Source organism: Streptomyces sp. NPDC041122 (genome assembly GCF_055592445.1).
In genome coordinates this window covers 58991-73283 of record NZ_JBVIYQ010000012.1, presented here as the reverse complement: position 1 = coordinate 73283, position 14293 = coordinate 58991, and the positions used below count along the sequence as shown (strand labels likewise).

The 14293-nt window shown below is 73.0% G+C and carries 15 protein-coding genes; 10 read left to right on the top strand and 5 right to left on the bottom strand.

Annotated elements, in window-relative coordinates:
* The first annotated feature begins 38 nt into the window (after positions 1-38).
* A complete protein-coding gene (locus ACZ6B8_RS34920; RefSeq protein ID WP_471609774.1) occupies positions 39-1004 on the top strand; it encodes an LLM class F420-dependent oxidoreductase in 966 nt (321 codons plus the stop codon).
* Between the two features lie 40 nt (positions 1005-1044).
* The gene (locus ACZ6B8_RS34915) at positions 1045-1464 is read left to right on the top strand and encodes a hypothetical protein (protein WP_471072139.1); all 420 of its coding nucleotides are present in this window, start codon (positions 1045-1047) and stop codon (positions 1462-1464) included.
* A gap of 26 nt (positions 1465-1490) precedes the next feature.
* Here the strand turns inward: ACZ6B8_RS34915 and ACZ6B8_RS34910 are convergent, their stop codons facing one another.
* The 3 genes from ACZ6B8_RS34910 to ACZ6B8_RS34900 are packed head-to-tail and all read right to left on the bottom strand — an operon-like array spanning position 1491 to position 3494.
* Positions 1491-2567 (bottom strand): iron-containing redox enzyme family protein, encoded by a 1077-nt coding sequence (locus tag ACZ6B8_RS34910; RefSeq protein ID WP_471609773.1) that lies wholly within the window; start codon positions 2565-2567, stop codon positions 1491-1493.
* Complete coding sequence (locus ACZ6B8_RS34905; RefSeq protein WP_471072133.1) at positions 2564-2815, bottom strand: CDGSH iron-sulfur domain-containing protein; 252 nt, start codon at positions 2813-2815, stop codon at positions 2564-2566. The genes ACZ6B8_RS34910 and ACZ6B8_RS34905 overlap by 4 nt, the downstream gene beginning before the upstream one ends.
* Positions 2799-3494, bottom strand: a complete 696-nt coding sequence (locus ACZ6B8_RS34900) for a HemK2/MTQ2 family protein methyltransferase (protein ID WP_471609772.1) — start codon at positions 3492-3494, stop codon at positions 2799-2801. Before ACZ6B8_RS34900 ends, ACZ6B8_RS34905 begins: the two co-directional genes overlap by 17 nt.
* A gap of 243 nt (positions 3495-3737) precedes the next feature.
* Here ACZ6B8_RS34900 and ACZ6B8_RS34895 point away from each other — a divergent pair, with 243 nt between their 5' ends.
* Together ACZ6B8_RS34895 and ACZ6B8_RS34890 are read left to right on the top strand one after the other, a co-directional pair.
* The gene (locus tag ACZ6B8_RS34895) at positions 3738-4919 is read left to right on the top strand and encodes a 4-hydroxybenzoate 3-monooxygenase (protein ID WP_471609771.1); all 1182 of its coding nucleotides are present in this window, start codon (positions 3738-3740) and stop codon (positions 4917-4919) included.
* A gap of 172 nt (positions 4920-5091) precedes the next feature.
* Entirely contained in the window at positions 5092-5319 is a 228-nt protein-coding gene (locus tag ACZ6B8_RS34890; protein WP_471072125.1) for a DUF5133 domain-containing protein, read from the top strand.
* 25 nt (positions 5320-5344) lie between these two features.
* Here ACZ6B8_RS34890 and ACZ6B8_RS34885 read toward each other — a convergent pair whose 3' ends face one another.
* Entirely contained in the window at positions 5345-6745 is a 1401-nt protein-coding gene (locus ACZ6B8_RS34885; RefSeq protein ID WP_471609770.1) for an NADP-dependent succinic semialdehyde dehydrogenase, read from the bottom strand.
* Positions 6746-7247: 502 nt separating this feature from the next.
* On the opposite strand from ACZ6B8_RS34885, the gene ACZ6B8_RS34880 reads away from it, so the two are divergent.
* Entirely contained in the window at positions 7248-7373 is a 126-nt protein-coding gene (locus ACZ6B8_RS34880; RefSeq protein ID WP_471609769.1) for a hypothetical protein, read from the top strand.
* 36 nt (positions 7374-7409) lie between these two features.
* Complete coding sequence (locus ACZ6B8_RS34875; RefSeq protein WP_471609768.1) at positions 7410-7847, top strand: nitroreductase/quinone reductase family protein; 438 nt, start codon at positions 7410-7412, stop codon at positions 7845-7847.
* 79 nt (positions 7848-7926) lie between these two features.
* Here the strand turns inward: ACZ6B8_RS34875 and ACZ6B8_RS34870 are convergent, their stop codons facing one another.
* Positions 7927-8817 carry a glycoside hydrolase family 19 protein gene (locus ACZ6B8_RS34870; RefSeq protein ID WP_471072114.1) on the bottom strand — a complete coding sequence of 297 codons (891 nt, stop codon included), beginning with the start codon at positions 8815-8817 and terminating at the stop codon, positions 7927-7929.
* A 275-nt stretch (positions 8818-9092) separates the two neighbouring features.
* On the opposite strand from ACZ6B8_RS34870, the gene ACZ6B8_RS34865 reads away from it, so the two are divergent.
* The 4 genes from ACZ6B8_RS34865 to ACZ6B8_RS34850 all read left to right on the top strand — a co-directional run bounded on the left by ACZ6B8_RS34865 (position 9093) and on the right by ACZ6B8_RS34850 (position 14265).
* Positions 9093-9848 carry a FadR/GntR family transcriptional regulator gene (locus ACZ6B8_RS34865; protein WP_471609767.1) on the top strand — a complete coding sequence of 252 codons (756 nt, stop codon included), beginning with the start codon at positions 9093-9095 and terminating at the stop codon, positions 9846-9848.
* 32 nt (positions 9849-9880) lie between these two features.
* Complete coding sequence (locus ACZ6B8_RS34860) at positions 9881-11284, top strand: CynX/NimT family MFS transporter (RefSeq protein WP_471609766.1); 1404 nt, start codon at positions 9881-9883, stop codon at positions 11282-11284.
* 71 nt (positions 11285-11355) lie between these two features.
* Entirely contained in the window at positions 11356-12213 is an 858-nt protein-coding gene (locus ACZ6B8_RS34855; RefSeq protein ID WP_471609765.1) for a GNAT family N-acetyltransferase, read from the top strand.
* A gap of 132 nt (positions 12214-12345) precedes the next feature.
* The gene (locus ACZ6B8_RS34850) at positions 12346-14265 is read left to right on the top strand and encodes an ABC transporter ATP-binding protein (protein ID WP_471609764.1); all 1920 of its coding nucleotides are present in this window, start codon (positions 12346-12348) and stop codon (positions 14263-14265) included.
* Positions 14266-14293: the final 28 nt, after the last annotated feature.

Below are 14293 nucleotides of genomic sequence, written 5' to 3'. Positions count from 1 at the left end.
GAGGTTTCAGCGGAGGTGATTCGGCAAAACGATCATCTATGGTGCAAATCGGCTACACAATGATGACCGAACAGGCGGGACCGCGCGCACTCGTGGACGACCTGGTCGCGGCGGAGCGGGCCGGTTTCGACTTCTCCGTCACCTCCGACCACTACTTCCCGTGGCTCGATTCCCAGGGACACTCCCCGTACGCATGGAGTGTGCTCGGCGCGGCGGCGCAGGCCACCTCGCGCATCCCGCTCATGACGTACGTGACGTGCCCGACGACCCGCTATCACCCCGCGGTCGTCGCGCAGAAGGCCGCGACGATGCAGCTGCTCTCCGAGGGCCGCTTCCGGTTGGGGCTCGGCTCGGGCGAGAACCTCAACGAGCACGTCGTCGGCGGCGGCTGGCCCTCCGCGCGGGTCCGCCTCGACATGTTCGAGGAGGCGGTCGGCATCATCAAGGCGCTCTTCACGGGCGAGAACGTCCATCACGAGGGCACCCACTTCGACGTGGCCAACGCCCGTCTGTGGGACCTGCCCGCCGAGCTGCCGCCCATCGGCATCGCCGTCTCCGGCGAGCGGTCCTGCGCACTGGCCGGCAAACACGCCGACCTGGTCATCGCCACCGAGCCCAAGGCCGAACTCGTCGAGTCCTTCGAACGGCACGGCGGCCGCGGCAAGCCCCGGGTCGGCCAGTTGCCCGTCTGCTACGACCCCGACAAGGACGCGGCCGTCGCCCGCGCCCACGACCAGTTCCGCTGGTCCGTCGGAGGCTGGCCGGTCAACGCCGAACTGCCAGGGCCCGCCGCCTTCGCGGGAGCCACGCAGTTCGTCACCCCGCAGGACATGGCCGAGCAGATCCCGTGCGGCGACGACGTCGACACCTTCGTCGAGGCCGTACGCCCCTTCGCCGAGGCGGGTTTCACCGAGATCGCCCTGGTCCAGGTGGGCGGCGAACACCAGCGTCCCTTCATCGAGTGGGCCGAGAAGAAACTGCTGCCGGCGCTGCGGGAGCTGTGACACACCCCGCGCCCACGTACCACCGGAAGGAGACCGCCCCATGAATCCCACGCCCGACCAGGCGCCCGCCGCCCCGCACCCGCCGTCCGCGGACCTCGTACAGGTCGTCCTCGGCGAGTGCTCGGTGGCCGACGCGGACACCGTCTTCACCGTCCTGCGCGCCCACTTCCCCTCCGACCGCGGCGCCGACGCGCCGCGCCAGACCGAGGATCCCGGGCCCGCCGTCTGGACCGGCGGCTTCCTCGCCGCCCGGAGCCCGGGCCACGTGCCGGGCACCCTGCTCGCGGGCCCCGTCACCGCCGACCTGCACGGCGGGCCGGTCGCGGTCGGCCGCCTGCGCGAGGCCCTCGAATCGGCCTTCGTGGTGGCGGCCGTCGGCACCTCGTCCGGCGACCAGGAGGTCGACGTACAGCTCCGCCTGACCGGCCCCGAGCACGGTGCGCCGATCGAGGAGGGCTGACCGACCGCCACGGGCCGTAAGGGCCGCTACGCGCCCAGGGCGCCCGGGCCGGACGCGCCGGACGCCTTGGGCGCGTCCGGCAGCGGTACGCGCAGCGCGCTCCGGCCCTCGCGCCAGGCCGCAAGGAGCCGGGCGGCGAGGCGGTCCTCCAGGAAGCCGGTGGTGCGTACGCCGAAGGCCACATCGGGCTCCAGCCCCGGTTCGGCGTCCAGCAGGCCGCCGACGACGTCACGGCGCACCACCTGTTCGTGCACCGCGTCCGCCTCCACGTGCTCGTCGTAGAACCGCTGGGCGGCGGGGCCCGCGCCGATCCGGCGCAGGGCCGCCGCCAGCCGCCGGGAACCGGGCGGCGAGGTCACCTCCACGGCGGCGAAGTGGCCGACCAGCGCCCCGCGGTGGGCGCGGTGCAGTCCGAACAGGGACATCAGGTTCACGGTGGCGAGCGCCTCGGCGGGGGCGGCGTCCAGATAGTGGCCGTACGCCGTCTCCAGGCCCAGATCGGACATGAGGTCGGCGAAGAGCCGGGCGTGCACGTCCTCGGCGCGCCCCGCCCCGAACTCGTCGTACTCGATGGCCACCATCGCCGCCTTCGCCCGGCCGTGCAGCCGGGGGATGACCCAGGCGTGCGGGTCGGCTTCCTTGAGGTGGTACAGGGAGCGCAGCGCCGCGTACTCCCGCATCTGCCACGCCTCTCCGTCGCGCCACAGATGGTGGCTGACGCTCGACGCGTCGTGCCCGACCGGTTCCACCAGGAGCGCGCCCAGCGCCTCGTCGGCGTCCTCGCGGCGGGGCACGTCGGCGTCGAGGGCGTCCAGGAAGCGCTGCTCCAGAGCGCGCCGCAGGGCCAGCAGGGCCGGGTCCCACTCGCACTCGTCGGAGACTCCGGAGAACCCCTGGTAGTGGAGTTCGTAGAGGACGTAGAGCGCCAGCTGCAGGTCGTCCCCGTACGGCTCGGCCCGGTGCGCCTGCCCGGGGTCGGGGGCCGGGCCCTCGCCCCGCAGCGCGGTGACGAGGGCGTGGGACAACGTGCCGCGCGGGGAGGGGAGTGCGGGGACGTGGCGGCGGGATTCGACGGGCGCGGCCGTCTCGGTGGGGGCGGTCATGACGAGGCCTCCGGCTCCTCGGTGTCGTGCGCGGACGGCTTCTCCTCGTGGGGCCTGACCCGCTTGCGGTGACTGGTGTCGCACCAGGGGTACGTACGGCTGCGCCGGCAGGTGCAGATCGCGACGGCGAAACGCTCCGAGACGGAGACGGTCCCGTCGGCGGCCACCACCTCGACGGGGCCCTCCATCAGCAGCGGCCCCTCGGGGTCGACCGTGACGCGGCGGGGGCGTTCAGGCGCGTTCGGCACGGACCACCACCAGCTCCTCGCTCGTCTCGTCGTCGCCGATGAGGTGGCGGCGGCGCAACCACGCCTGGCGCGAGCGCAGTACGGGCCCGAACGGGATGAACCGCCGCTCGACGACCTCGGCCTTCATGTCCCGCAGCGCGAGCCGGTCCAGGGTGAGCTCCTCGTCGCAGAGCGCGGAGTGCACCATCAGCAGAACGCCGCCGGGCCGCAGGATCCGCGGCGCCGTGTCGCAGACGCGGTCCACGACGAGCCGGCCTGCGGGTCCGCCGTCCCAGGCGCGCGCGGCACCGCGCCGCGGCAGCATCGGGGAGGGTGAGGGCACGTAAGGGGGATTGCTGAGGACCAGGTCGAAGGGGCCCCGCGGCACCCTGGTCGTCAGGTCGCCGTGGTGCACGGTGACCGACTGCCGGCTGAGCCATGCGTTGAGCCGGGCGGTCAGTACGGCCCGCCAGGAGATGTCGAGGGCCGTCACCCGCGCGCCCCGCCGGGCGGCCGCCACGGCGAGCGCCCCGGAACCGGTTCCCAGATCCAGTACGGAAGTGCCGTCCACGATGTCTTCGCGATCCAGGGCGCGGGTGAGCAGCTCGGTGTCGTGCTGCGGCGCGTACACGCCCGGCAGGGTGAACAGGGGCGCCGGGCGGGCCGGCGTCGGCATCGGTGTCCGTGTGTGCGCGGTCATGCGGCATCTCCCGTCTGCGGAAACTCCACGAAGACGCTCCTCCCTCCACGCTCCGCCGGTTCGGCGCCGGCCACCACTCGAACGGTGACACGTGGTGACATACGGCGACCCGGGCGGATAGCTGCCTGCTTTGGTCCTGGAACTGGGTGCCCCTGCCACCGTGATCCACACCTCTGGGGCCCCCGGGGCGGAAAGGGCGGACGCGCCGCGGCCCTCGCCGGGAGGCACCGCCATACTGCTCGGATGACCGTCGTCGTCGTGGGGGCCGGACCGGCCGGACTCACCGTTGCCAACATCCTGCGTGCCGCCTCCGTGGACTGCGTGGTGCTGGAGACGGAGAGCAGGGAGTTCATCGAACAGCGGCCCCGCGCGGGTTTCCTGGAGGAGTGGGCGGTGCGCGCGCTGGAGCGCAGAGGGCTGGCCGGGCCGCTCCTGGAGCGCGCGCGGACGCACACCGAGTGCGAGTTCCGCAGCGCGGGGGAGCGCCACCGGTTCCGCTACGCCGAACTGTCGGGCCATCGCCACTTCGTCTATCCCCAGCCACTGCTGGTGACGGACCTGGTGCGGGCCTACGCGGACCACGCGGGCGGCGACATCCGCTTCGGTGTCCGGGACGTACGACTGCACGACATCGACACGGCCCGTCCCGCGGTGTCGTACACGGATCCCGCCACCGGCGGGCGCGTGCGCATCGCCTGTGACGCCGTGGCGGGCTGTGACGGGGCGCGCGGAGTGACCCGCGCCCATCTCACCGCGGAACACGGCGCGGTCGTCGCGCGGCGTGACTATGGCATCGGCTGGCTGGCCCTGCTGGCCGAGGCGCCGCCGTCGTCGGACTGCGTCGTCTTCGGTCTGCACCCCCGGGGCTTCGCCGCCCACATGGCCCGCAGCCCCGGGATCACCCGTTACTACCTGGAGTGTCCGCCCGGCGACGACCCGGCCGGCTGGCCGGACGAGAGGGTCTGGGCGGAGCTGCACGCGCGCCTGGCCGCCGACGGGGCGCCGCCGCTCACCGAGGGACGGATCGTCGAGAAACGCGTCCTGGACATGCACAACTACGTGGTGGCGCCCATGTCCCGCGGCCGGCTGTACCTGGCGGGCGACGCCGCTCACCTCACGGCGCCGATCGCGGCCAAGGGCATGAACCTCGCCCTGCACGACGCGCTGACGCTCGGCGACGCCCTCGTCGCACACGCCCGGGACGGCGACGAGAGCGGACTGCGCGGCTACTCGGCGGACTGTCTGCCGCGCGTGTGGCAGTACCAGGAGTTCTCGCAGTGGTTCGCCGACGTGCTGCACGGGGCCTCGTCGGGCGACCCGTTCGAGGCGGGCGTCGCGGATGCCCGGCTGCGCAGGCTCCTCGCCTCGCCCACCGGGGCCGCGGCCTTCGCGGAGCTGTACATAGGCAAGAACGCGGACACGTGAGGCGCTGAGGCGGGGCGCAGCGCCAACGGTTGTCCGCATCACGCGTGTGCCCCAGGAACCAGGGACTCCACAAACGGGGGAGCGAAACGCGGGCACGTGTTTGATTCGAGTCGTCGCGGGCGGGCAGACGGAGTCCGAATGATCATCGCATCCGACCCCCAGGGAGCCTCCCATGCTGCTGGCGCACCCCGTCGTCCTGGAAGACCTGCTGGAGCGCTACAAGGTCCTGGCGGTGCTCCGCGCCGATCAGGGAAGCGCCGAGAGCCGTCAGGCGTACGAGGACGTGGCGTACAGCCTGTGCCTCGCGACCGGCACCAGCGACGTCGACGCGGCCGTCGTCGCGGCGGGGCACCGGCTGCCGGGTGCGAGGACCATGGACGACTCGTTGCTGACCGCGTGACGGACGGCTCCCTCGCTCCCCTCGGTCACTCCTGCTGGGCGCCGTGCCAGACGGTCGTGGCGTTGCAGAACTCCCGGATGCCGTGGCCCGAGAGCTCCCGTCCGTAGCCGGACCGCTTGACGCCGCCGAAGGGCAGGCCGGGGTGGGAGGCGGTCATGCCGTTGAAGAAGATGCCGCCCGCCTCCAGGGTGCGCACGCACCGTTCGACCTCGGCGTCGTCACGGGTCCACACATTCGAACTCAGCCCGAACGGCGTGTCGTTGGCCAGCTTCACCGCCTCGTCCAGGTCCGCGACGCGGTAGAGCGTGGCCACCGGCCCGAAGGTCTCCTCCCGGTGGATCCGCATCCGCGGGGTGATGTCCGCGAGGACGGTCGGGGCGTAGTACCAGCCCCGCTCCTGCCCCTTCGGCCGCTCGCCGCCGCACAGCGCGGTGGCGCCCTGGCCCAGCGCGTCCTCGACGAGCTCCTCCAGGTCGTCGCGGCCCTGCTCGCTGGAGAGCGGGCCCACGTCGGTGTCCTCGTCCATCGGGTCGCCGACGGTCAGCTCCCGCATGCCGGCGACGAACCGGTCGCGGAAGGCGTCGTAGACGTCGGTGTGCACGATGAAGCGCTTGGCGGCGATGCAGGACTGGCCGTTGTTCTGCACGCGGGCCGTCACCGCGGTCGCGGCCGCGCGCTCGACGTCGGCGCTCGGCAGCACGATGTACGGGTCGCTGCCGCCCAGTTCCAGGACGGTCTTCTTGATCTCGTCGCCCGCGACGGAGGCGACCGCGCGCCCGGCCGGCTCGCTGCCGGTGAGCGTCGCCGCGGCCACCCGCCGGTCGCGCAGGATGTCCTCGACGGCGCCCGAGCCGATCAGGAGCGTCTGGAAGCAGCCCTCCGGGTAGCCGGCGCGGGTGAAGAGGTCCTGGAGGTAGAGGGCGGTGCGGGGCACGTTCGACGCGTGCTTGAGGAGGGCGACGTTGCCGGCCATCAGTGCGGGGGCGGCGAAGCGGACGACCTGCCAGAGCGGGAAGTTCCACGGCATCACGGCGAGGACGACGCCGAGGGGGCGGTAGCGGACGACGGCCCGCGAGGCGCCCGAGTCGGCCACGTCCTCCCGCGCGGGGTGTTCGTCCGCGAGCAGCGACTCGGCGTGCCGCGCGTACCAGCGCATGCTCTTGACGCACTTCGCCGCCTCGGCCCGCGCTGCCTTGACCGGCTTGCCCATCTCCGTCGTCATGGTGCGCGCGATGGCCGGGACGTCCTCTTCGAGCAGGTCGGCGGCGCGCTCGAGCAGGCGGGCGCGCTCGGCGAAGTCGGTGGTGCGGTGGTGTGCGTACGCGGCGTCGGCGGCCGCCAGACGCTGCTGGATCTCGTCGGGCGTGAGCGGCTCGAAGGTCTCGAGGGTCTCACCGGTGGCCGGGTTGACCGTGGCGATGGGCATGCGGTTCCTCCTCGGGGGCCCAGGTGCCCGGATCGTGGTGCGCGGCGTGCGGGCGGCCGGCGGCGCCTCCCGGGCGCCGGGCACCGGGGCTCCGCGCGCCGCGTACCGGGGCATCTCAGCGTAGGCCGACCCACACGAGGCGGCATGCGGGGAGTCGGCCGCCCAGTGCCGTGGGAGGGGCGGCCGACTCCCACGGTGGTCCGCGCCCGGGAGAAACACGCGGAGGCCGCCGCGTACCGGACGCCGTGTGCCGGACGCCGTGTGCCGGTCGGGCTCCTCGACGCCGCAGAGGCGCTCTTCTACGAGTACGAGCGCGGCATTTCGGCGAGCCGGACTTCCGCGGATGCGCCTTCGTCCACGCCTACGGCGAACTCGGCGCCGTCGACACGGCGGTGGCCGACGTCGTCCGGGCTCACCAGGGCGCCTTCCGGGAGTACATGGTCGGCCTCGTCGCCGACACGGAGGCTCCCGAGTCGGCGAGCTCGGCGCCGTCGACCCGGCGGTGGCCGACGTCGTCCGGGCCCACCAGGGCGCCTTCCGGGAGTACATGGCCGGCCTCGTCGCCGACACGGAGGCTCCCGAGGGCCTCGTCGGGCCGCTGGTGCTGCTGTTGCTGGGCACGTCGTAAGCTCCGTCCGTTCAGTACGAGGAGGGGCGAGGGGCGATGGCGAAGGCATACCGCGTGACGTTCGGCACGCGCATGATCAATCGGGTGTTCCACGCCATGACCGGGCTCGGGCTCGGCAAGGCGTACCGGCACAATCTGAGCGTGCCGGGCAGGAAGTCCGGGCGCGTGTACTCGACTCCGGTGGACGTCATGTCCGCCGACGGCGAGCGCTGGGTCGTGGCCGCCTATGGGGTGAGCGACTGGGTGCGCAACGCCCGCGCCGCCGGACGCATCGGCCTCAGCCGGGGCGGCGGCGCGGAGAGCGTGGGCGTGGTCGAGCTCGGACCCGAGGAGAGCGTGCCGGTGCTGCGCCAGTACTGGCGCGAAGTCCCCGTCACCCGGCCCTACTTCGACGTGACCGAGGAGTCGACGGACGCGGAGTTCGCGGCGGAGGCGGCGCGGCATCCGGTGTTCCGGCTGGTGCCCGCGGAGTGAGTGACGCGCTTCCGGGCGGGCCGTGGGGCGGGCCCGCCCGGAGGGCGCCGGACGGTGGACGGTGCGGCGTGTCCGGGCCTCAGCAGCTGAGGTTCGAGCCCGGTGTGGTGCCGAGGATCTGGGTGAAGGCCTTGTAGCGGTCGATGCGGCTCTGGACCTGCGCGGGGTTGCCGCCGTTGCACTCCAGGGTGCCGTTGATGGCGCGGATGGTCTCACCGAAGCCGGCGCCGTTCACCATGGCGTTGTGCGGGGTCATGGTGCCGGGGCCGCTCTGGGTGTTCCAGTACCACAGGCCCGTCTGCCAGGCGACGGAGGCGTTCTGCTCCACCAGGTAGGGGTTGTTGAGGAGATCGATGCCGAGGGCGTCGCCCGCGGCCTTGTAGTTGAAGTTCCAGCTGAGCTGGATCGGTCCGCGCCCGTAGTAGGCGGCCTGGCCCGCCGGACACCCGTAGGGCTGGGACTGGTCGCAGTAGTGCGGGTAGTTGCTCTGGTTCTGCTCGACCACGTACACCAGGCCGCCGGTCTCGTGGCTGACGTTGGCGAGGAACGCCGCCGCCTCCTGGCGCCGGACCGTGTCGCTGCCGGTGTTGGCGAAGGCCGGGTAGGCCTTGAGCGCGTCGGTCAGGCCCCGGTACGTGTAGAACGAGTTCCGGTTCGGGAACATCTGGTTGAACTGGGCCTCGCTGACGACGAAGCCGGACGGGTCGGGGTCACCCGGGTTCGAGCCGCCGCCGCAGGTGCCCTGGTCCGCCCAGACGTCGGAGCGGCCCGGGGTCTCGTTCTGGGTCCACCACTTGGCGGTCCAGTTGTGCCCGTTGTACGAGGCCGCTTTGCCGCCCGTGTAGACGGACGAGGAGTTCCACGGGGCCGCGCACTCGGCGGCGGACGCCGAGGTGGCGGCCGGGCCGAGGACGATCATGGCGCCGAGTGCGGCGAGCGCGGCCGCGAAGCCGGTGATGCGTCTGATCATGCCAACTCTCCTTACGGGCAGGGCGGTTTGGGGCCCGCGCCGCCATGGGGGTGCCGCGACTCAAGCGAAATGGTCTGAACCTGTCAAGGTCTAGACCAGGGGGAGCGGGTAAAACCTGCGACCGACGGGCGGTCTGCCCTCGTTCGCGCCTCGTTCGCGCCATGTCCGTGACGGGGTCCGCGTCGTTTGACAGAGAGAAACATGGGATGTTCCCATGTCTCGTATACATGGGATGTTCCCAGGTATGGCGTCCCCGAGAGAAGGTGTGCCGACCGATGCCGTTGCGCAGCGCCGCCCGGACCAACCTCGTCGACCTCGTCATCGCCCAGATGGAGAGCCTCATCGCCGACGGCGAGTGGCGCGTCGGCGAGAAGATCCCGGCCGAACCGCTGCTGGTGCAGCAGCTCGCCGTGGGCCGCAACACCGTGCGCGAGGCGGTCCGCGCCCTCGTGCACACCGGCATGCTCGAACCCCGCCAGGGCGACGGCACCTATGTGCGCGCCAACAGCGACTTCGGCGCCGCGGTCCAGCGCAGGATGCGCAGGGCGGGGATCCTGGAGGCGTACGAAGTGCGCGCGGGCCTCGAGCGCGACGCCGCCCGGTACGCCGCGGAGCGCCGCACGGACGAGGACCTCGCGACGCTGCGGGCCGCGCTGGAGGAGCGCACCCTGGCCTGGGAGAGCGGCAACACCGCGGCGTTCGTCGACGCGGACATGGCCTTCCACCGCACCGTCGCCGACGCGGCGCACAACACCGTCCTCGCCGAGCTGTACGGACACCTCAGCGACGCCCTGCGCTCCACCGTGCAGTCCGTCATGGGGGCGCCCGTCCCCGACTCCGTCCGCCACCAGCTCGCCGGTCACAAGGCGATCGTCGACGCCATCGAGGCGCGGGACGCCGGGGCCGCCGAGGCCGCGGTGCTCGCCCACATCTCCGAGGGCATGGCCGCCCTGCGCGAACAGCCGCTGGACGATCCCGGCGACGTCCTCGACGACGACCCGGACGCGGCGGACGCCGCACACCGCACATGAGCCACCAGCAGCACGCGAAGCAGGAGCAGTACATGAGTGAGACAGCAGCACCGGCCACCGGCGGGGCCGCACCCGACGGCGCCGCGCGGACCGGTGCGGGCCCGGCGCGCACGTCCGGCGAGACCGGCGCCGCCCCGGAGCACGGGCCGGTCGCAGCGGGTGCGACCCAGGAACTCGGGTCCGGCGACGCCGGTGCGGCCCAGGGGACCACGTCTGCCGGGGCCGGCGCGGCGCCGGGCCCCTCCTCGCTCCCGGTCGGGCGCCGTGCCCTCTACCTCGCTCTCGGCGTCGTCCTGCTGGCGCTCAACCTCCGCCCCGCCCTCGTCGCCGTCTCCCCGCTCGCCGACACCATCCGCGACGACAGCGGCATGTCGGCCGCCGCGACCAGCCTGCTCACTGCGCTCCCGCTGCTCTGCTTCGGCCTGCTCGCGCCGGTCGCGCCGCGGCTCGGCCGCCGCTTCGGCATGGAGCGGTCGCTGCTCGGCACCATGGCACTGATCTGCGCGGGCACGGCCCTGCGCCTGCTCGACTCGGTCGTCGCGCTCTTCGCGGGCACCGTCGTCATCGGCGCCGGCATAGCCGTCGCCAACGTCCTGCTGCCCGGCCTGATCAAGCGCGACTTCCCCGCGAAGGCCGGCCTGATGACCGGCCTCTACTCGATGTCGCTGTTCGGCGGCGCCGCCCTCGCGGCCGGCGTCACCCTGCCCGTGCAGCAGGCGAGCGGCATGAACTGGCGCACCACCCTGGCCTGCTGGGGCGCCCTCGCGGTCGTCGCCCTGGTGGTGTGGCTGCCGCAGCTGCGCTCCCGTACCCGGGTGAGCGCGGCGACGGTCCGGCAGGCGGCCCACCCCGTGCGAGGCCTCTGGCGCTCCCCGCTGGCCTGGCAGGTCACCGCGTACATGGGACTGCAGTCCCTCAACTACTACGCCGCGGCCGCCTGGTTGCCGACGGTGTTCCAGGACGCGGGGATGGCCGCCGGTGACGCCGGCTGGATGCTCTCCTTCTCCTCGCTGCTCGGCATCGCGGGCTCCTTCCTCGCCCCGGTCGTCGTGGGCGGCAGGCTGCGCCCGGGCGCCCTGGCCGCGCTCGGCGCCGTGCTCTGCGCCCTCGGCTACGGCGGACTGCTCGCCGCGCCCGTCGGCGGCGCCTACCTGTGGATGACACTGCTCGGCCTCGGCCAGGGCGCGGCCATCAGCCTGGCGCTCCTGTTCATCGTGCAGCGGGCCCCCGACGCCCGGCACGCGGCCCAACTCTCCAGCATGGCCCAGTGCTTCGGCTACATCCTCGCCGCCACCGGGCCGACCCTGCTCGGCGCCGTCCACGACGTCTCGCACAGCTGGACCGTGCCGCTGGTCCTCCTGCTCGTCCTGCTGCTGCCCCAGGTCGTGGCCGGGTTCGGCGCCGCGCGCGAGCGTCATGTGGCGGGCATCGGCTGACGCGGGGTCGGGCAGGATGCACCCGGGCGCGGTGGTCCACGCCGCCCCATCGGATCGAGAAGGGTGCAGCGATGACGGATTCGGCCCCCGGGCGGCTCGCGATCACACGGGCCACGCCCGACGACTGGCGGGTGGTGACGGGCTGGGCGGCGGACGAGGGCTGGAACCCCGGCCTCACCGACACCCCCTCGTTCTTCGCGCAGGACCCCGACGGGTTCTTCCTGGGACGCGTCGACGGTGAACCGGTCTCCGCGATCTCCGTCGTCAACTACGGGGAGGCGTACGCCTTCCTCGGCTGCTACCTCGTCCGCCCCGACCTGCGCGGCCGCGGCCACGGCCTCGCCACCTGGCGGGCGGGGCTCGCGCACGCGGGGGACCGGACCGTGGGACTGGACGGCGTCCCGGCCCAGCAGGACAATTACCGCCGCTCCGGCTTCGTACGGAAGCACGGCACCCAGCGATACCTCGGCACGCTCCCCGTGACCGACGCGCCCGACCGGCACGTGCGCCCGGTGGAGGCGGCCGGCCTGCGGGCGCTCGTCGCGTACGACAGCGCGTGCCTGCCCGCGGACCGGCCACGCTTCCTGGAGTCCTGGCTGACCGCCCCCGGCCACCGCTCCCTCGCCCGTATCGTCGACGGCAGGCTCACCGGATACGGGGTGCTGAGGCCCGGCCGCGACGCCCGCCGCGTCGGCCCGCTCTTCGCGGACACCCGCGCCGACGCCGAGGCGCTCCTCGACGCGCTGGCCGCGGAGGCGGACGGCCTTCCCGTCGCGATGGACGTGCCGGACACCAACCCGGAGGCGGTGGCGCTCGCCGAGACCCGCGGCATGAAGCCCACCTTCGACACGGCCCGCATGTACACCGGACCCATCAGGGACTACGCGCACGAGCGGGTCTTCGGCGTCACCTCGCTCGAACTCGGCTAGGGACCGTGTCGGCCGGACCGGCACCGGGCCCGTCCGGCCCCGGACACCCCGGGGTGGGAACGGCGGTTCTGGAGGGTGAAATACCCGCCGGGGCTTGACCTCAACTTTAGTTGAGGTTCTAACGTTTTCCGCATGAGCATGGAAACGACGGCATGGACGCAGATGTACAGCGTCATGCATGCCCAGCAGGACCGCCGCCCCTTCGCCCGCGCCACACTGCGCCGCATCGCCGTCTTCGCGCGGCCCCACCGCCGACGCATCTGGCAGTTCGTGCTGCTCAGCATCGTCACCGCACTGCTCGCCGTGGCGACGCCGGTCCTCGCCGGATACGTCGTCACCGCCATCGTCTCGGGCGACGACTCCTCGGTCGTCGTACGGTACGCCCTGCTCATCGCGGGCATCGCCCTCGCCGAGGCCGGGCTCGGACTGCTCAGCCGCTGGCTGTCGGCGAACCTCGGCGAAGGGCTCATCCTGGACCTGCGGACCGCCGTGTTCGACCACGTCCAGCGCATGCCCGTCGCCTTCTTCACCCGCACCCGCACGGGCGCCCTGGTCAGCCGCCTCAACAACGACGTGGTCGGCGCCCAGCGGGCGTTCAGCAACACGCTGTCCGGCGTCGTCGGGAACGTCGTCACCCTGCTCCTGACCCTCGTCGTCATGATGACGCTCTCCTGGCAGATCACCCTGCTCGCGCTGGTCCTGCTGCCCGTCTTCGTCGTCCCCGCCCGCCGGATGGGCTCGCGGATGGCCCGGCTCCAGCGCGAGGCCGCCCACCACAACGCCGCCATGGGCACCCGGATGACCGAGCGCTTCTCGGCGCCCGGAGCCACCCTCATCAAGCTCTTCGGCCGGCCCGGCGACGAGTCCGCGGAGTTCGCCGAGCGCGCCCACCGGGTGCGGGACATCGGCGTACGCACCGCCATGGCGCAGTCGGCCTTCATCACCGCCCTCACCCTGGTGTCGGCCCTCGCGCTGGCCCTCGTCTACGGCCTGGGCGGCTACTTCGCGCTGGAGGGCTCCCTCAAGGCGGGCGCCGTCGTCTCCCTCGCCCTGCTCCTCACCCGGCTGTACGCGCCGCTGACCTCGCTGGCCGGCGCCCGCGTCGAGGTCATGAGCGCCCTCGTCAGCTTCGAGCGGGTCTTCGAGGTGCTCGACCTGAAGCCGCTCATCGAGGAGAAGGACGACGCGGTGCCGGTGCCCGAGGGCCCCGTGGCGGTCGAGTTCGACGACGTGCGGTTCGCCTACCCGTCCGCCGACAAGGTCTCCCTCGCCTCGCTCGAAGAGGTCGTCACCCTCGACACCCGCGGCGGCGACGAGGTGCTGCACGGCGTGTCCTTCCGCGCCGAACCCGGCCAGACCGTCGCCCTCGTCGGCTCCTCGGGGGCGGGCAAGTCGACCATCGCGCAACTGCTGCCGCGCCTGTACGACACCGACGCGGGAGCCGTCCGCATCGGCGGCGTCGACGTGCGGGACCTGTCCGCCGAGTCGATGCGGGCCACCCTCGGCATGGTCACGCAGGACGGCCACCTCTTCCACGAGTCCGTCCGCGCCAACCTGCTCCTCGCCCGGCCCGGCGCGAGCGAGGACGACCTTTGGGACGTCCTGCGGCGCGCCCGCCTCGAAGACCTCGTACGCTCCCTGCCCGACGGCCTCGACACGGTGGTCGGCGAGCGCGGATACCGCCTCTCCGGCGGCGAGCGCCAGCGCATGACCATCGCGCGGCTGCTCCTCGCCGGACAGCGGGTCGTCATCCTCGACGAGGCCACGGCCCACCTCGACAACACCTCCGAGGCCGCGGTCCAGGAGGCGCTGGGCGAGGCGCTGGAGGGCCGCACCGCCGTGGTGATCGCCCACCGGCTCTCCACGGTGCGCTCCGCCGACCAGATCCTCGTCGTCGAGGCGGGACGGATCGTGGAACGCGGCACCCACGAGGAACTCCTCGCCCTGAACGGCCGCTACGCGGAGCTGTACCGCACCCAGTTCGCCAAGGGCACGGACCCGAAGAACCCCACGGACCCGACACAGGCACCCGAGGTCGTGGAGGCGGCCTGAACTCCGCGCGGGCGGACCATGATCCGTG